Source organism: Arthrobacter arnarulunnguaqae (genome assembly GCF_051262515.1).
GTDB lineage: Bacteria > Actinomycetota > Actinomycetes > Actinomycetales > Micrococcaceae > Arthrobacter_N.
On record NZ_JBIMER010000016.1, the window covers coordinates 47,618 to 66,471 of the forward strand.

The 18,854-nt window shown below is 68.2% G+C and carries 7 protein-coding genes; 1 reads left to right on the forward strand and 6 read right to left on the reverse strand.

The features are described 5' to 3' along the window. Positions 1–40 precede the first annotated feature (40 nt). The 5 genes from rpsG to ACHAAJ_RS12975 all read right to left on the reverse strand — a co-directional run bounded on the left by rpsG (position 41) and on the right by ACHAAJ_RS12975 (position 15,464). Positions 41–511 (reverse strand): 30S ribosomal protein S7, encoded by a 471-nt coding sequence (gene rpsG, locus ACHAAJ_RS12955; protein WP_435728607.1) that lies wholly within the window; start codon positions 509–511, stop codon positions 41–43. Continuing rightward, complete coding sequence (rpsL, locus tag ACHAAJ_RS12960; RefSeq protein ID WP_071894958.1) at positions 511–885, reverse strand: 30S ribosomal protein S12; 375 nt, start codon at positions 883–885, stop codon at positions 511–513. Before rpsL ends, rpsG begins: the two co-directional genes overlap by 1 nt. Positions 886–1,355: 470 nt before the next feature. After that, complete coding sequence (locus ACHAAJ_RS12965; protein WP_435728608.1) at positions 1,356–5,246, reverse strand: DNA-directed RNA polymerase subunit beta'; 3,891 nt, start codon at positions 5,244–5,246, stop codon at positions 1,356–1,358. Between the two features lie 135 nt (positions 5,247–5,381). Next, positions 5,382–8,888, reverse strand: a complete 3,507-nt coding sequence (rpoB, locus tag ACHAAJ_RS12970; RefSeq protein WP_435728609.1) for a DNA-directed RNA polymerase subunit beta — start codon at positions 8,886–8,888, stop codon at positions 5,382–5,384. A 351-nt stretch (positions 8,889–9,239) separates the two neighbouring features. Continuing rightward, a complete protein-coding gene (locus tag ACHAAJ_RS12975; protein ID WP_435728610.1) occupies positions 9,240–15,464 on the reverse strand; it encodes a prealbumin-like fold domain-containing protein in 6,225 nt (2,074 codons plus the stop codon). A 734-nt stretch (positions 15,465–16,198) separates the two neighbouring features. Between ACHAAJ_RS12975 and ACHAAJ_RS12980 the strand changes: the two genes are divergently transcribed. Beyond that, positions 16,199–17,392: an acetyl-CoA C-acetyltransferase gene (locus ACHAAJ_RS12980; RefSeq protein ID WP_435728611.1), complete on the forward strand. Its 1,194-nt coding sequence runs from the start codon at positions 16,199–16,201 to the stop codon at positions 17,390–17,392. A gap of 161 nt (positions 17,393–17,553) precedes the next feature. On the opposite strand, the gene ACHAAJ_RS12985 is transcribed toward ACHAAJ_RS12980, so the two are convergent. Continuing rightward, positions 17,554–18,807, reverse strand: coding sequence for an acyltransferase family protein (locus ACHAAJ_RS12985; RefSeq protein ID WP_435728612.1), 1,254 nt, complete (start codon positions 18,805–18,807; stop codon positions 17,554–17,556). Between the last annotated feature and the right edge of the window lie 47 nt (positions 18,808–18,854).

An 18,854-nucleotide genomic window follows, 5' to 3' on the forward strand; every position in this document is an offset into this window, starting at 1 on the left:
GCACCTGGGCGGCGCGGCCGCCGTCGTACGGAAATCACGGTTACCAGCGGTAGTGGGCGAATGCCTTGTTGGATTCGGCCATCTTGTGCGTGTCTTCGCGACGCTTCACAGCGGCACCGAGACCGTTCGATGCGTCGAGGATCTCGTTCTGGAGACGCTCGATCATGGTCTTCTCGCGGCGGGCCTTGGAGTAGCCAACGAGCCAGCGGAGGGCCAGCGCGGTGGAGCGGCCCGGCTTGACCTCGACCGGAACCTGGTAGGTGGCGCCACCGACGCGGCGGGAGCGGACCTCGAGGGCCGGGCGGACGTTGTCCATGGCCTTCTTGAGGGTCGCAACCGGATCGCCGCCGGTCTTGGCCAACGCACCTTCGAGCGCGCCGTACACGATGCGCTCTGCGGTGGACTTCTTGCCATCGACCAGGACCTTGTTGATCAACTGGGTGACGAGCGGGGATCCGTAGACCGGATCGGAAACGAGGGGGCGCTTGGGCGCCGGACCCTTACGAGGCATTACTTCTTCTCCTTCTTGGCGCCGTAGCGGGAGCGTGCCTGCTGACGGTTCTTGACACCCTGGGTGTCGAGGGCTCCACGGACGATCTTGTAGCGGACACCCGGAAGGTCCTTCACGCGACCGCCGCGAACGAGCACGATGGAGTGCTCCTGCAGGTTGTGGCCGACGCCGGGAATGTATGCGGTGACCTCGATGCCACCGGCAAGACGAACGCGGGCGACCTTACGGAGCGCGGAGTTCGGCTTCTTCGGGGTGGTGGTGTACACACGGGTGCACACGCCACGACGCATGGGGTTGCCCTTCAGGGCAGGGGCCTTGGTCTTGTTGACCTTCGGCGAGCGGCCCTTGCGGACCAGCTGCTGAATAGTAGGCACTTTCGTGTCCTCCGGTTTCTTGGTTCTGCCGCGCCCCGTTGCCACACTGCTGGCCGGGACGCTGCGCTTTTGGTCGTTTCCTCGCATCGTCTGCGGATTCGACCGTAGGCGTGCAAAAGTGTGGCATCTGTTGCGCAAGTTCCCCGCAACCCGGACCGTGTCCATTTGCCACACATAAAACAATTAACACCACCCTAGCACGCGGCCGGGACGCCCCGTTAATCGGCGGGATCGCGGCGGGTAATCGTCGGGCTCACCGCGGGGCGCTCACGGACCGCATCCGTGTCGGGGTACATGCATCCAAAACGGCGGCTTTCCTGCAGGTATCCCGACACCGATGCCGGCGGGAGTGCTGGCCGCGGGGGGCGGGACGGGCGAGCCGGGCGGGCCGGGGAAACCCGGGAATGCGGAAAGGGGCGGCCCCGCGAATGCGGTGCCGCCCCTCTCCCCCTCAGGGTCGGGTTCCGGGGTTAGCGGAAATCGTTCCCGAGGTCATAGTCATCCATCGGAATGGCGTGGAACTCCGGCGACATGCCGGGCTCGACACCCTCGTAGTCGAAGCCGGTGAACGCGCTGGGACCGGTGAAGAGGTTGGCCTTGGCCTCCTCCGTCGGGTCCACGTTGACCTGGGTGTAGCGGTCCAGGCCGGTGCCGGCCGGGATCAGCTTACCGATGATCACGTTCTCCTTCAGACCCAGCAGCGGGTCCGACTTCCCTTCCATGGCCGCCTGCGTCAGGACGCGGGTGGTCTCCTGGAAGGATGCCGCCGAGAGCCAGGAATCCGTGGCCAGCGAGGCCTTCGTGATACCCATGAGCTCGTCGCGGCCGGACGCGGGCTGCTTGCCCTCGGACACGGCCTTGCGGTTCTCGTTGGTGAAGCGGGAACGCTCGGCCAACTCGCCCGGAAGCAAGCCGGTCTCGCCGGACTCGATGACCGTGATGCGGCGAAGCATCTGGCGGACGATGACCTCCACGTGCTTGTCGTGGATGCCCACACCCTGGGACTGGTACACCTCCTGGACTTCGCGGACCAGGAACTTCTGGGCCTCGCGCGGTCCGAGAACCCGCAGCACCTGCTTGGGGTCGATCGCACCGGAGACGAGCTGCTGGCCAACGGCCACGCTGTCCCCGTCCGCCACGAGCATGCGCGCACGGCGCAGGACCGGGTAGGCGATCTCTTCCGAACCGTCGTCCGGGGTGACGACGATCCGCAGCTGCTTCTCGGCGTCCTCGATGGTGATGCGGCCGGCAACCTCGGAGATCGGGGCGACACCCTTGGGGGTACGCGCCTCGAAGAGCTCCTGGATACGGGGCAGACCCTGCGTGATGTCGTCCGCGGAGGCGACACCACCGGTGTGGAAGGTACGCATGGTGAGCTGCGTGCCGGGCTCGCCGATGGACTGCGCGGCGATGATGCCGACGGCCTCGCCGATGTCCACGGTCTTGCCCGTGGCCAGGGAGCGGCCGTAGCACAGCGCACACGTTCCGACGACGGACTCGCAGGTCAGCACGGAGCGGACCTTGATCTCGGAGATGCCGGCGTTGAAGAGCTCCTCGATGAGGACGTCTCCGACGTCGGACGCGCCCGCTGCCAGCACCTTGCCGTCGGAATCGACGACGTCGGTGGCCAGCGTGCGGGTGTACGCCGAGTTCTCGACGGTCTCGTGCATGCGCACGGTGCCGATCTCGTCGACCGAGGCGATCGGCACGGTCAGGCCGCGCTCGGTGCCGCAGTCGAGCTCGCGGACGATGACGTCCTGCGAGACGTCCACCAGACGACGGGTCAGGTAACCCGAGTTGGCGGTCTTCAGCGCGGTGTCGGCGAGGCCCTTACGGGCACCGTGCGTTGCGATGAAGTACTCGAGAACGGACAGGCCCTCGCGGTACGAGGACTTGATCGGACGCGGGATGATCTCACCCTTGGGGTTCGACACCAGGCCACGGATACCGGCGATCTGGCGCAGCTGCAGCCAGTTGCCTCGGGCCTTGGAGGTCACCATGCGGTTGATGGTGTTCAGTTCCTCCATGCCGGCGCGCATGGCCTCGGCCACCTCGTCGGTGGCCTTGTTCCAGATGTCGATGAGCTCCGTGCGGCGCTCCTCGTCGGCGATGAGTCCCTTGTCGTACTGGGCCTGCACCTTCAGTGCCTGCTCCTCGTACGGCGCCAGGATCGCGGCCTTGTCCATGTTCGACGTGATATCGGAGATGGCCACGGTCACTCCCGAGCGGGTCGCCCAGCTGAAGCCGGCGTCCTTCAGGTTGTCCAGCGTCGCCGCGGTGACGACCTTCGGGTAGCGCTCGGCCAGGTCGTTGACGATCTCGGAGAGCGTGTCCTTGCCGGCAACGCGCTCGACCCACGGGTAGTCGGCGGGCAGGGTCTCGTTGAAGAGCACCTGTCCGATCGACGTCTCGATGAGGGCCGGGGAGCCTTCTTCCCAGCCTTCGGGGGCCGGCATCTCGGCGGACGGAACGAAGCCCTCGACGCGGATCCTGACGACCGAGTTGAGGTGCAGCACACCGGCGTCGAGCGCCATGATCGCCTCGGCGGGGGTCGAGAACACGCGGCCCTCGCCCTTCTCGCCGGGACGCTTGGTGGTCAGGTGGTGCAGACCGATGATCATGTCCTGGGAGGGCAGGGTCACCGGGCGGCCGTCCGACGGCTTCAGGATGTTGTGCGAGGACAGCATCAGGATGCGGGCCTCGGCCTGGGCCTCCGGCGACAGCGGCAGGTGCACTGCCATCTGGTCGCCGTCGAAGTCGGCGTTGAACGCGGCGCAGACGAGCGGGTGCAGCTGCAGGGCCTTGCCCTCGACGAGCTGCGGTTCGAACGCCTGGATGCCCAAACGGTGCAGGGTCGGTGCGCGGTTAAGCAGAACCGGGTGCTCCGTGATGATCTCCTCGAGCACGTCCCAGACCTGCGGACGGTAGCGCTCGACCATGCGCTTGGCGCTCTTGATGTTCTGCGCGTGGTTGAGGTCAACCAGGCGCTTCATCACGAACGGCTTGAAGAGCTCCAGCGCCATCTGCTTGGGCAGGCCACACTGGTGCAGCTTCAGCTGCGGGCCGACGACGATGACCGAACGGCCGGAGTAGTCGACGCGCTTGCCGAGCAGGTTCTGGCGGAACCGGCCCTGCTTGCCCTTGAGCATGTCCGAGAGCGACTTCAGCGGGCGGTTGCCCGGTCCGGTGACCGGGCGGCCGCGGCGGCCGTTGTCGAACAGGGAGTCGACCGCCTCCTGGAGCATCCGCTTTTCGTTGTTCACGATGATCTCGGGCGCACCGAGATCCAGCAGGCGCTTCAGGCGGTTGTTGCGGTTGATCACGCGGCGGTAGAGGTCGTTGAGGTCGGAGGTCGCGAAGCGGCCACCGTCCAGCTGGACCATCGGGCGCAGCTCCGGCGGGATCACCGGGACGGCGTCCAGCACCATGCCCAGCGGGCTGTTGGTGGTGGTCAGGAACGCGTTGACGACCTTCAGACGCTTCAGGGCACGCGTCTTGCGCTGGCCCTTGCCGTTCTTGATGATGTCGCGCAGCAGCTCTGCCTCGGCCTCCATGTCGAACGACTCGAGGCGCTTCTTGATCGCCTCGGCGCCCATGGCACCCTCGAAGAACAGTCCGTACTTCTCGCGCAGCTGGCGGAACAGGCCCTCGTCGCCCTCGAGGTCCGCGACCTTGAGGTTCTTGAACCGGTCCCAGACCTGCTCGAGGCGCTCGATCTCGGCGTCGGCGCGCTTGCGCACCTGGGCCATGGTCTTGTCGGCGAGGTCGCGGGCCTTCTTCTTCTCGGCCGCCTTCGCGCCGTCGGCCTCGAGCTTGCCGAGGTCGTTCTCCAGGTCGCGGGCGATCGCCGCGATGTCGGAGTCGCGGTTGTCGACCAGCGTCTTGCGCTGCAGGTCGTGCTGCGCCTGCAGGTTCGGGAGCTCCGCGTGGCGGCGGTCCTCGTCGACGGACGTGATCATGTAGGCGGCGAAGTAGATGACCTTCTCGAGGTCCTTCGGCGCCAGGTCAAGCAAGTAACCCAAGCGCGAGGGAACGCCCTTGAAGTACCAGATGTGGGTCACGGGCGCGGCCAGCTCGATGTGGCCCATCCGCTCGCGGCGCACCTTGGCGCGGGTCACCTCGACGCCGCAGCGCTCACAGATGATGCCCTTGAAGCGCACGCGCTTGTACTTGCCGCAGTAGCACTCCCAGTCGCGGGAGGGGCCGAAGATCTTCTCGCAGAAGAGCCCGTCCTTTTCCGGCTTCAGGGTGCGGTAGTTGATGGTTTCCGGCTTCTTAACCTCGCCGAAGCTCCATCCACGGATCTCTTCCGCGGTTGCGAGGCCTATGCGCATGTGGCCGAATGAGGATTCGCTGGACATATGGTCCCTGTCTCTCTCGTGAAAATTCTTAGAAGAAGTCTGTGCTGCGGCGGACGCTGGTCCGCCGCGGTGGTCTAGTGCGTGTCCGGGAGGGGCGGCGGGGCCGGGCCGTGGGGCCCGGCTCCGCCGTCCGCGCTAGACCTCGTCGACGGAGCTTGGCTCGGCCCGTGAAAGGTCGATGCCCAGTTCCTCCGCAGCCCGGAAGACCTCTTCGTCCGAGTCCCGCATTTCGATGGTCGTGCCGTCGGTGGACAGAACTTCCACGTTCAGGCAGAGCGACTGCATTTCCTTGATGAGGACCTTGAACGACTCCGGAACGCCGGGCTCCGGGATGTTCTCGCCCTTGACGATGGCCTCGTAGACCTTCACGCGGCCGTGGATGTCATCGGACTTGATCGTCAGCAGTTCCTGCAGCGTGTACGCGGCGCCGTAGGCCTCCAGGGCCCAGACTTCCATCTCGCCGAAGCGCTGTCCGCCGAACTGCGCCTTACCACCCAGCGGCTGCTGCGTGATCATGGAGTACGGACCGGTGGAACGGGCGTGGATCTTGTCGTCCACCAGGTGGTGGAGCTTCAGGATGTACATGTAGCCGACGGACACGGCGTCCGGGAACGGCTCGCCGGAGCGGCCGTCGAACAAGCGGGCCTTGCCCGAGTTGTCGATGAGCCGGTCACCGTCGCGGGTAACGGCGGTGTGGTCCAACAGGCCTCGGATTTCCTCCTCCGCGGCGCCATCGAAGACGGGCGTCGCGACGGTGGTCGAACCGGATTCGCGGGGCAGGTTCGGCAGGTTCTTGACCCAGTCCGGCTCGCCCTCGATCTTCCAGCCCTGCTTGGCGGCCCACGCGAGGTGGATCTCCAGGACCTGTCCGACGTTCATTCGCCCCGGGACACCCAGTGGGTTCAGGACGACGTCGACCGGCGTTCCGTCCTCGAGGAACGGCATGTCCTCGATCGGGAGGATCTTGGAGATGACGCCCTTGTTTCCGTGGCGGCCGGCCAGCTTGTCGCCGTCCGTGATCTTGCGCTTCTGCGCCACGTACACGCGGACCAGCTGGTTGACGCCCGGGGGCAGCTCGTCGTCGTTGTCGCGGTCGAAGATGCGCACGCCGATGACCGTGCCGGACTCGCCGTGTGGCACCTTCAGCGAGGTGTCGCGGACTTCGCGCGACTTCTCGCCGAAGATGGCGCGGAGCAGGCGCTCCTCCGGAGTGAGCTCGGTTTCGCCCTTCGGGGTGACGCGGCCGACGAGGATGTCGCCCGCCTCGACCTCGGCGCCGATGTGGATGATGCCGCGCTCGTCGAGCTGGGCGAGGATCTCCTCGGAGACGTTCGGGATGTCGCGGGTGATTTCCTCGGCACCGAGCTTGGTGTCGCGGGCGTCGACCTCGTGCTCCTCGATGTGGATCGAGGTGAGGACGTCGTCGGAGACCATGCGCTGGGAGAGGATGATCGCATCCTCGAAGTTGTGGCCTTCCCAGGACATGAACGCGACCAGGAGGTTCTTGCCCAGCGCGAGCTCGCCGTTGTCCGTGGAGGGACCGTCGGCGATGATGCTCTGGTACTCCACGCGGTCGCCCTCGGACACCAGGACGCGCTGGTTGTACGCGTTGCCCTGGTTGGAGCGGGCGAACTTCATGATCGGGTACGCGGACTCGGTGCCGTCGTCGTTCAGGACGGTGACCAGGTCGGCGGAGACCTCGTTCACGACGCCGGGCTGGTCGGCGGTGATCGAGTCGCCGGCGTCGACGGCAACGTACTTCTCCATGCCGGTTCCGACCAGCGGGGACTCCGAGGCCAGCAGCGGCACGGCCTGGCGCTGCATGTTGGCGCCCATGAGCGCGCGGTTGGCGTCGTCGTGCTCCAGGAACGGGATCAGCGCGGTGGCCGCGGAGACCATCTGGCGCGGGGAGACGTCCATGTAGTCGATCTCGGCCGGCGGAACGAGCACGGGCTCGCCGCCGCCGCCGCGCTCGCGGCAGAGGACCAGGTCCTCGATGAACGTGTGGTTGTCCGTCATCGGGGCGTTCGCCTGGGCGATGACGCTCTCGAGTTCCTCGTCGGCGGTCAGGTAGTCGACCTGCTCGGTGACCTTGCCGTCGACGACCTTGCGGTACGGGGACTCGATGAAGCCGAACGCGTTGATGCGCGCGTAGGTCGCCAGCGAGCCGATGAGGCCGATGTTCGGGCCTTCAGGGGTCTCGATGGGGCACATGCGGCCGTAGTGCGACGGGTGGACGTCACGGACCTCCATGCCGGCGCGGTCGCGGGACAGTCCACCCGGGCCCAGCGCGGACAGGCGACGCTTGTGCGTCAGTCCGGCGAGCGGGTTGTTCTGGTCCATGAACTGCGAGAGCTGGGAAGTTCCGAAGAACTCCTTGATCGCGGCCACAACCGGGCGGATGTTGATCAGGGTTTGCGGCGTGATCGCCTCGACGTCCTGGGTCGTCATGCGCTCGCGGACCACGCGCTCCATGCGGGACAGGCCGGTGCGGACCTGGTTCTCGATGAGCTCGCCGACCGCGCGGATGCGGCGGTTGCCGAAGTGGTCGATGTCGTCGACCTCGACGCGCAGGTCGACGGTGGAGCCGTCCCGGGTGCCCGGGACGGTCTTCTCGCCGGCGTGCAGCGCAACCAGGAACTTGATCATCGCGACGATGTCGTCGATGTCGAGCACGGACGCATCCGGAGCGGACAACGGCTTGTCGACACCGAGCTTGCGGTTGATCTTGTAGCGGCCGACCTTCGCGAGGTCGTAGCGCTTGGAGTTGAAGTAGAGGTTGTCCAGCAGCGCCTCGGCCGCGTCGACCGTCGGCGGCTCTCCCGGACGGAGCTTGCGGTAGATGTCCAGCAGGGCTTCTTCCTTGGTCTCCGTCGCGTCCTTCTCCAGGGTGGCGCGGATGGAGTCGTACTGGCCGAACTCCTCAAGGATGCGGCTCTCGGACCAGCCGAGGGCCTTCAGCAGCACGGTGACGGACTGCTTGCGCTTGCGGTCGAGGCGGACGCCGACCTGGTCGCGCTTGTCGATCTCGAGCTCGAACCAGGCGCCGCGCGACGGGATGATCTTCGCGGTGAAGATGTCCTTGTCGCTGGTCTTGTCCGGGGTGCGCTCGAAGTAGGCGCCCGGGGAGCGGACCAGCTGCGAGACGACGACGCGCTCGGTGCCGTTGATGATGAACGTGCCCTTGTCCGTCATCAGCGGGAAGTCGCCCATGAACACGGTCTGCTGCTTGATCTCGCCCGTGTTGTTGTTCATGAACTCGGCCTTGACGTACAGCGGCGCGGCGTACGTGGCGTCGCGGTCCTTGCACTCGGCCATGGTGTACTTCGGGTCCGCGAACTCGGGCTCGGAGAAGCTCAGGGACATGGTGCCCTGGAAGTCCTCGATCGGCGAGATCTCCTCGAAGATCTCGGCGAGGCCGGAGGTGGACGCAACACCCTGGATGCCTTCGGCGATGGCCTGCTCCAGGCGGGCCTTCCAGCGCTGGTTGCCCACGAGCCAGTCGAAGCTCTCCGTCTGGAGCGCCAGCAGGTTGGGCACGTCCAGCGGTTCGTGGATCTTTGCGAATGAGATTCGGCCGGCAGCTTCCGCTGTGCGGGCCGAACTAGCGGTTTCTTGATGAGAGGTGCTCGAGGCGACCAAGATGGATCCTTCCACAGACCGTCAGGTTTCCGGCGCCGACCCCCACCCGGGATGAGGAACCCGGGAGACCACCGTTTTAATCAAGCCCACCGCTATATGAGGACCGAAGGTAAAGAGGGAAGACGCAAACTCTCATACTACACAAGCGCACCTACCATGTCTAACCCGCGGTGACAAGCGCGAGACGGGCCTGTGGAGCGGCGTGTCACGGGCCGAAAGGAGGGGCCGGGACGAGGGTGACCGAAGAAGGGCCCCGCCGCGCGGGCGGGGCCCTCCCCCTGGGACGCGGAGACTCTCCGCGTCCTTTCCTGGGTGTTCGGTGGCAGCGGGGGGACTGCGACCTACTCCACCTCAGGTCTGGAGGCTCCTGCGCCGGCCCGCGCCGAGTGCGAGGATTCCGGCCAGGAGCAGTGCCAATCCGGCCCAGGCGATGGCCCGGACCTCGGCACCGGTATCGGGAAGGTGTCCCCCGGCGGGAACGACCGACGGCAGTGGTTCCAGCGGCACGAGAGGCGCCGCCGCGCCGCAGAAGCGTACGACGGCGGAGGCCGAGTCGGCGGTCTCCACGATCGTCGCCGTGTTGGTGTGCTCGAGGCACTTGCCCACCGGCGCGGCGACCCGCAGCGGGTATTCGAACACCGCGGGCGTCCCCTCGGCGTTCCAGTCGGCCGTGCCCAGGATCCGCGCCTCGGCGTCCGGATCGCCCTGGTCGTCGCCGATGGTGACGGTGGCGTGCCGCTCGGTGTCCACGGAGAACACGACGCCGGCCCGGGCCGTCGTTTCCCGCTCCGCACCCAGCGCGTCGGTCCAGGCGAGTACCGCCGTGCCGGCGTGGCCGGCCGGGGGTTCGCCCGCGAGATCGCAGACGACCGGCAGGACCACTGTCTTGCCCGGGGCCACCACGATCGTCCCTGTATCCCCTGCCCCGACCTCGCACGCGGCCCCGGCCTCGGACCCCCGCGCCGGATCCGGCTCCACGTCCGGATCCAGAGCCAGACCCACGCCCAGAGCGACCGCCATCGGGGTGTAGTCGTTCGGGTTGCGCACGGCGACGGTGCCCTCCAGCGCCCACCCCGAATCGGCGTGCCCGTTGGGCGTGACGGTCACCGTGTACGCGGCGCCCTTGTTGCCGGATCCCACCATCACGGTCTTCGCGTCGGCGCTCTTGTCGATGTTCCAGAGGTACGTGCGCTCCAGAACGCCCCTGACCTCGAGCCGGGCGTCCGGTGCCGCCTCGGCACAGACGTGGACGTCGGCGGACGCGGTCTGGCCCGTCTCGCGCAGGCTCGCGACGTTGGAGAACGCGGTGCAGGTCCCGCCGGTGCCGTCCAGCTCGACCGAGTAGTCGAACCGCGCCGGCGTCCGGTCCGCGTTCCACCGGGCGGTCCCGAGGACGCGCGGCCCGGCGACGCGCGGCTCGGCATCGCGCGCTTTCGCCGCTCCCACCTCGGCATCGCGCTCCGCCAGATGGTCGAGCACCGTGACCGTTCGATCGGTTTCCGTGCCCACCTGGAACTCGACGCCGGCCGTTGCGACGGCGGCCGCCTCGCCGCCGTCGTGCGCCCGCCACTGGGCCGTGGCGATGCTCTTGCCGCTGCGGCCGGGCTCGTCGGCGAAAACACACTCGTAGGCGAGGGTCACGGCGGCTCCGGCGGCGACCGGGACGCTCCCGCCGCCGTCGACCGTGCAGTCCGCGCTCGCTCCCATCCCGGCCCCGTCCGTGACCGTCGCGAGGACGTCCTTGTAGTCGTTGGGGTTGCGCACCGTGATGTCGCCGGAAATCCTCCACGCGGAATCCCGGTGGCCCGCCGGCGTGGCCTCCACCGAGTATTCGGCGACGGCGGGCGTTCCGGCGGCCGTCTCCACGCGGCCCCGGGCGGCCGTCTTGCCGAGCTCCCAGAGGTACTGCCGGTCGAAGACCGCCTCCGCGGTCTTCTCCACGCGCAGCGGCGCCTCGGCACACAGCTCGACCGTCCGGACGGCGGTGGGGTCCGGCGTCGGCACGCCGTTCCCCGGGCCCTGCGGCGACCGGAGCCGGATGAACGCCGTGTTGGCGAACGTCTCGCAGGTTCCCGCGGCCCCCTCCAGCTCCAGGTCGTAGGCGAACTCCCGCCGCTCGCCGGCGTCGTTCCAACTCGCGCTGCCCAACAGTCGGGGTTCCCCGCCTCCCATGTCGTCGAAGACCTCGACGTCCCTGTCGTATGCGTCGTCGAGCTCGAACGTCACCGGCGACCGCGACTCCAACCGTCCGCGGCCCCAGTCCACGACGACGGTGTTGGTGCCCCGGTAGTCCGGCTTCGCGCCGAACCCGCAGGCGTATTCCAGCACTTTCGTGGTCCCGGGCCGCACCGCGACCGATGCCCCACCCTCGACGTCGCACTCGACGTCGCGCCCCACCTGGGCCATGTCAGCGACGGACGCCGTGATGGCGCCTTCGGCGTAGGAGTTGGGGTTGGTGAGCGCGATGGTGCCCCGAAGCGCCCAGCCCCCGTCGCGGAATCCGTCCGGGACGGCGCCGACCGCGTACCGGAAGGAGTGCTTTCCGTCCTCCCCGGCCTCGGCCTTCGCCGCGTCGACGGACTTGTCGATGTCCCACAGGTAGGTGCGGTCGAATTTCGCCACGGCCGTCTGCGTGACCATCAGGTCGTCCTCGAGGCAGACCGAGACGTTGCGGCTCGACGCCGGATCCTCGGCCCCGTTGCCTTCGGCCAGGGCTATCCACGCGGTGTTCGTGTGGTTCACGCAGGTCCCCGGGGCGCCGGGCAGCGGCAGCGTGTAGGTGAAGTCCGTGGCCTCGTTCCGTTCGTTCCACACGGCCTCGCCGAGCAGCGCAGGCGCATTCGTGGTCCTGGCCATGTCGTCGAAGACGCGGACCGTCTGGTCCGAGAGTCCGTCCCGCTGGTACGCGACGGCGGCGGTGGCCGTCGCCGTGCCGCCCGCCCAGGCCACGTCCACGGTGTTGGCGCCCCGGTAGTCGGAGTCCTTCGGCTTCCCGGTGCAGGCGTATGCGAGCTCGACGGTGCCGCCGCTCTCGCCGGCCCTCGCGGGCACGTTGACCTGCAGGCCGGCCGCGCCGTCCGCGTCCCGCGCATCGATGGCGCAGGACACCCCGTCGATGTCGATCGTGTCCGTCACGGTCGCCATCAGGGCACCGCGTTCGAAGGTGTTGTGGTTGGCGAGGGTGATGACGCCGGACACCCGGTGGTTCGCATCGATGTGCCCGTCCGGGACGGCGGACACGGTGTAGTCGAAGCGTGCCGCCTCCTCGTCGTGGATCACGGCCCGGCTGCGGTCCACGTCCTTGCGCAGGCTCCAAAGCAGTTGCCGGTCGAAGGTGGCGTCGGCGGTTTTGCCGACCGTGAGACCCAGCGACCGGCACACGACGACGTCGGCGCTGGCGCCGGGACCGACGGCATCGGATTCGAGGCCCAGCGTTGCCGTGTTGCGGTGCGGCGTGCACGTCCCGGGTGTCCCCTCGAAGACGATCGACCGCCCGAACGTATGCGACCAATCGGCGGCCGGCGACGTCACGTCGTCCCAGCCGACGGTGCCGATGACCGCGGCCTCCCCGGTTCCCGCGAAGTCGTCGACGACGTCCACGGTTCCATCCGTGGTCTCCCCGACGCCGAAAGCCACCTTCTCCGGCTTCGACGCCGCGCTCCGCGTGCCGCCGGCCCAGGTGACGGTGGCCGTGTGGGATCCGGTGGTCGATGCGTTGGCCCCGTCGGTGCCGCATTCGAAGCCGAGTGTCTTGCTCTCGCCCGGCGCGAGTTCGATCGCGCCGTCCCCGGCGACGGCGCAGACGCTCCCGCCGGCGTCGAACGCGTTGGTGACGGTGCCGCTGACGGCCGCGCCCGCGTAGGCGTTCGGGTTGGTGACCGTGATGGTACCCCCGGTCTCGAACGCCGTATCGAGCACGCCGTCGCTGGTGACGACGACGTCGTAGCCGACCGTCGCCTTGCCGTCGCCACCGGTTTCCACGGTGTCGGACTGCCCCTCGGCGAGTTTCTTGTCGATGTCCCACAGGTAGGTGCGGTCGAAGGTGGCGTACGCCGTGGTGGCCACCCGGAGCGGCGCCTCGCGGCAGGCCGTGATCTTCTCGTCCTCGGTGTCCAGGACCGCTCCCGGGCCGGCGTCGTTACCGGCCGCCGAGACGTTGGCGATGTTCTTGAAACGCTCGCAGGTCCCTGGCCGGTCCACGGTCCAGGTGTGCCGGTAGGTCCGCGTCTGGGGCTTCATGCCCTCGGCCCAGACCACCGTCCACGCCGGGTCGAAGTCGTGGACGCTGTCCGTCACCACCACGGTGCTGTTCACCGGCGTCTTGCCCCAGGTGCCCAGCGTGACGGCGGTTCCGATCGAATCCGTGCCCGACGGCGTCTTCGCCCGGGCGGCGTCCCACGTCACGGTCGCGGTGTTGGTTCCGGCGTAGTTCGGTTGCGAGTCGAACGAGCAGACGTAGGCGAAATCGACCGTCTTGCCCGCCGGGATCGATGCCTGGAAGCCGGCAGCCGGCGACGCGTCGACGACCGCGCCGTGTGGTGCGAGCGCTCCGGACACCACCGGACAGGCCGCGCCGCCGCCGATGTCCGCGGAGTCGGCGACGGTCGCCTCGACCGCCTGCCACGTGTTGGGGTTGCGCACGCTCATGGTGCCGATCATGGCCCAGTCGGTGTCGCGGTACCCCTTGTCCTTGCTCGAGGTGCGTGGTTTGACGGTGACCTTGTACTCCACCGTGACCCTTCCGGTCTCCGGATCGGCCGCGTGGGTTCCCGGCCCGGCCGCGTCCTTGTCGATGTCCCACAGATACGTCCTGTCGAAGCTCGAGACGACGTTCTTGGTGACGTCGAGATCGGCTCCCAGGCAGAGGGTGACCGTCTCGCTGGCCGCGCCCGTTCCGCCGTCGGCCTCCGTGTAGGTCGCGGTGTTGGCGTAGTCGGTGCACCGGCCGGCCACCCCCGGCCATCCGACGTCGTAACGGAACGTCCGGGGCGCCTGCCCGGCCGCGACGACGTTGCCGCCGGCCAGTGCGGACAGGTCCGCGGCGCTGTCGGTGACGGTCACCGAGCCGTCGGTCACCATCGGCGTGGCGTCCGCGAAGTCGTACGACGCCGTTCCGTCCGCCGTCCCGTCCGTGCCCGGGTAGCCCGCGGAGTCCCACGTGGCCCGCACCGTGTGGGTGCCCGCCGCGTCGGCGGCGGTGCCGTCCGGGAGCGAACAGGCATAGGTGAAGTCGTCCCCGCCGGCCGGGATCGTCACCGGGGAGGTGACGGCGTCGCCGCCGCCGTTCCGGATCGCGCAGTCGGCGGCGGCCGCCGTGCCGGGCAGCGGGCTGGCGAGCACAACACCGCCAATAGCCACCTCGTTGGGGTTTCCCACCGCAATGGCGCCGGAGAGCGCAAAGCCCCTATCCCTCGGCGCGGAGGCGTCGACAACGACGTCGTATTGGAAGGCCGCGTTGCCCGTGGCCGATTCGATCCGGTCTGCGGAAGCCTCCTTGGTGATGGTCCAGTCGTAGTCGCGGACGTAGGAGGGCTCCACCGTCGTGGCCACGGAGAGGTTGCGGTAGGTGGCCCCGGTGTTGGTGAACGTACACCTGATGTCCGCGCCGTCGGCGACCGGGACGGTGGCCGTCCGTTGTTCCGTGTCGATCGTGGCGGTGGCCCCCTTGCAGGCAAGGCCCGTCAGTTTCCAGCCCGACGGCAGCGATCCCTCGGAGATCGTGGCGGTGCCCGGCGCCAACGTGTAGGTGGTGGCGGAGGGCAGGCCGGTGGAGCCGGTGTCACCGTCGGCGCTGTCGTCGAGCCGGAACGCCACGGTGTCTCCCGTGGCCGGGACGGCAAGGTGGAAGTCGAAGTCGGTGCCGTCCGCGGGGACGGCCTTTTTGACGATCGTGATGCTGCCGTACTGCACGCGCTTCGCGGCGTTCTGGTTGTCCTTGCTGCCCACCGTCTTGCAGTTCAGGCTGCCCAGGGTGACATGGTACGCCGATCCCTTGATCGATCCCGCACCCATCCCCGGGCCGTGGTCCAGCGACGAGGCGATGTGTGCGCTGAAAAACAGTTCGGCGGTTTCGAGGGAGGCCGCGGTGTCCGCCACGTCGAACGTCAGCCGGACGATGTTGACCTGGTTGTCGCCGGAGCCCGCCCGTGTCTCCACGGCGGTCATCGACGCCCCGGTCATGGAGAAGTGGTCGAGGTAGTCGTAGGCGTAGACGCCCTTGTACTTGACGCGATACGTGAAGGTGAGCTCGTTGTCGCCCGGCCGCAGGCGACTGAACTGCACGCGCTGGTGGGCGAACCCGCCCTCGACCAGGCCGACGGCCAGGTTTCCGTTCGCGAACTCGGTGGAGTCGGACCGCTGCATGAACGTGGCGACCCTGCCGGTGTTCCGGTTCGCATCGCACGCGCCGGCCGCGCCCTTTGATGGGCCTGCCGACGCGGTCGGGCCGGTGGCGGTTTTTGCCGTCGAGACGGGCTGCGCCTCGTGCCCGCGCTCGGGTTTGGGCTCGGTCTCGCGCTCTTGCTCGCGCTCGGATTCGCCCTCGGTGCCCGTTTCCGTTGCCAGTGCGGATTCCACCGCCGCGTTTTCGCTTGCGGGCGGCAGTTCGTCTGCGGCCGCGCCAGAGGCAAGGAGCCCGGTTAGCACCAGGGAACACACGGCGGCCACCGCCGTCGTCTCCCTGATCCAGGCTCCGCTTTTGGGAGCGAAAAACCCCCACCTGCGCTCGCGCACGGCGTTCCCCAATTCCGGCGGTCCCCAAGACCCCCACTAACCACCCGTCGCGAGGCGGTCCGGGATCTCCCGAGATCCCCGGCCCTCCACGCTCCCCCTGGCGTTTATATCCGAGCGTGTTCCCCACCGCCGACGGCCCGGGGGCGGTCAGACGAGAAAACCCGCGCCGAGGCGCGGGTCATGTTGTCAAGGCACGTGTGACGGGAGGGATGCACGGGCGTCGATTTCTTGTCACGGTTGCTCGGGCCGCAACCCGGTCCTCCCGCGGACAAGCGACGATCCGTAGCCGGGTGATGCGTGTGGCAGCACTTCCGAGTTCCCACGCCCGGTCCCCCCCCATTTCCCCAATATTGCGGATTCCGATTCCCCGTCGGTATCCGTGGCTGAACTATAAGCATGTGCCCGCACGATAGTGAACCCTCTGGATACGCCATATGACAAGAATTTTCGGATCGGAATGTAAAGCAGTTTGTCATTATTGGTATAGAGCCGTCGGGGACATCACTCCGATCCGCATGTGACCGGCGCCACGATAGAATGGGGAAAATCCCCAGAGCACCGAAAGTAGGCCTTCCACCATGTCATCAGAGCGCGATCCGGTCATCGTCGGCGGCGCCCGCACACCCTTCGGCCGCCTCAACGGACAGCTGGCGGCGCTCACCGCGGTCCAGCTCGGCGCGAACGCCATCGCCGGCGCACTCGAGCGCTCCGGGGTGCCGGCCGCGGACGTCGACGCCGTCGTGATGGGCCATGTGGTGCAGGCCGGTTGCGGGCAGAACCCGGCCAGGCAGGCGGCAATCGCCGCGGGGATCGGCTGGGACGTCCCGACGGTCACGGTCAATAAGGTGTGCCTCTCCGGGCTGGCGGCCGTCACGGATGCCGCCCGGATGATCCGGCTCGGCGAAGCGGAGGTTGCCGTCGCCGGCGGTCAGGAGTCCATGACGAACGCCCCGCACCTCCTTCCGGGCAGCCGCCAGGGATGGACCTACGGGAACCTCACCGCGATCGATTCGGTCGCGCACGACGGCCTCACCGACGCCTTCGACGGGATCTCCATGGGAGCCAGCACCGAAGCCAAGAACTCCGAACTCGGAATTGCCCGCGACGCACAGGACGAGCTGGCCGCTGCGTCCCATGCCCGCGCGGCCGCCGCGCGCGACTCGGGCGTGTTCGACGACGAAATCGTGGCCGTCGAAGTGCCGCGGCGAAAAGGCGCCCCGCTGGTCGTCTCCGCCGACGAGGGTATACGGCCCGAGACCACGGCCGAGTCCCTGGCCGGGCTGCGGCCTGCTTTCGACAAGCAGGGCACCATCACCGCAGGGAACGCCTCACCGCTCTCGGACGGCGCCGCCGCCGTCGTCGTGGTGTCCCGCGCTTACGCTCGCGAGCACGGGCTCGCCATCCTCGCCGACGTCGGCGAGCCGGGTCAGGTCGCCGGACCGGACAACTCCCTGCACTCCCAGCCCTCCCGCGCCATCGCCGCGGCACTGAAGCGCGCCGGATGGACGACGTCGGAACTGGACTTCATCGAGATCAACGAGGCCTTCGGGTCCGTCGCCGTGCAGTCGCTGCAGGATTTGGAATACCCCCACGAGCGGGCGAACATCCACGGCGGCGCGATCGCCCTGGGACACCCCATCGGGGCATCCGGCGCGCGGCTGGCCCTCCATGCCGCACTGGAGCTGCAACGCCGGGGCAGCGGGCGCGCAGCCGTCAGTCTCTGCGGTGGAGGCGGCCAAGGCGAGGCCCTGCTGCTCTCGCGCGAAGCCTAGGAAGACAAACATGGGCTCCGCGGCGGACGACGGCCTGCGCCGGTTCACCGCCGATGCACTGTCACGCGGGATCGACGTCGAGGTGGTCCCCCGACCGCCCGCGCGGAGTCTCGAGGAGGCTGCGGGCCTAACCCGGGCCCCGGAGCCAGGGGTCCCGGTGCCTAGGCTCGCGAGCCCGCCGCGACGTCGCGCCGGGAGTCCGAACGCGCTCCCCCGTTGTTCCGCCACTTGACCGGACGCCTGCGCAGGTCGGCCGCGGCCTGCACCAGCGCCGTCGTCCGCTGCCCCAGGACCCGCCCAAAGCGGCGTTCCACGCACCGGTGCACCAGGTACGCGGCCAGCCCGACGATGCCCAAGACGAGCGTCAGGACAACCGGTGCCGGAAGCAGCGGGCTGAGCAGGCTGATGAACCACCAGCCCCACACCTGGTGCAACAGGTAGAGGGGATAAGTCAGGGCGCCGGCCAGGGCCAGGCCCGGGAAACTGACCCGGCGCAGCGGGGTCAGGGACAGCACCGCGATGGCGGCGAAAATCCCTGCGACGATGACCCAATATGCCTGTTCGGGAATGTTGTACCCGACCAGTTCAAGGGCCTCCCGTGAGCCGGACTTGCCCGTATGGTAGGCGGCCAGGCAGACGTTCAGCAACAGAACGGCCCAGCGCAGCGGCGTATGGCCGAAGCGGTACAGCAGGAACAAAGCCATGCCTCCGGCGAACAGCGGCGCGTACTCGGCCATGAGGGCCTGCGCCACGAAGTTGCCCGGGACCAGAGGGGCCGCGAGGGCGGCCACGGGCCAGATTCCGGCGAAGGCCAGCAACCGTCCGGGGGTTTGCCACCCCAGAAGCATCAGGGCCAGGATCAGCGCGTAGAAACGCAGTTCGGCCCAGAGCGTCCAGTAGACACCGTCGATGTGCGGGTTGCCGGTTCCGCCCTGCAGCATGGTCATGTTCACGGCCCAGTCCCAGAGGCTCAGGCGGCTGCCGATCTCGGGCCAGATAAAGAAGACCAATGTGCCCGTCAGGATAACGGCGACCCAATAGGCGGGGAAGAGCCGCCCGACTCGGGATCCGATGAACTGCGCCGGTTTCTTGCCGTAGCTGGACAGCAGGATCACGAACCCGCTGATGACGAAGAAGAGCTGAACACCCATGTTCCCGAAAACGGTGAATTTGGAAAGCAACGGCCAGGCGTCCTTGGCGGGTTCGATTCCCCAGTTCCCGTGGTGCCAGGCCGTGTAGTGGTAGAGGACCACAAGGACGGCCGCCAGCAGGCGCAGGCCGTCGAGCAGGGCAAGGCGCGGGCCCCGGGCGGCGGGGTTCGCAGTCTGCCGGCAGCCGAGAACGCGACGCTCCGTGCTGATGGTGCTCGTAATAGCTCCGCCCTCCCTCCGGACACCCTGGGGTGCGTTACCTATTCGTTACCATTCAATAGTAACCCAACCTGGTCGACGCATTCACCCCG

Coding starts and splice junctions, on each gene's coding strand:
- rpsG (WP_435728607.1), bottom strand. CDS start 511: ATGCCTCGTAAGGGTCCGGCGCCCAAGCGCCCCCTCGTTTCCGATCCG.
- ACHAAJ_RS12965 (WP_435728608.1), bottom strand. CDS start 5,246: ATGTCCAGCGAATCCTCATTCGGCCACATGCGCATAGGCCTCGCAACC.
- ACHAAJ_RS12980 (WP_435728611.1), top strand. CDS start 16,199: ATGTCATCAGAGCGCGATCCGGTCATCGTCGGCGGCGCCCGCACACCC.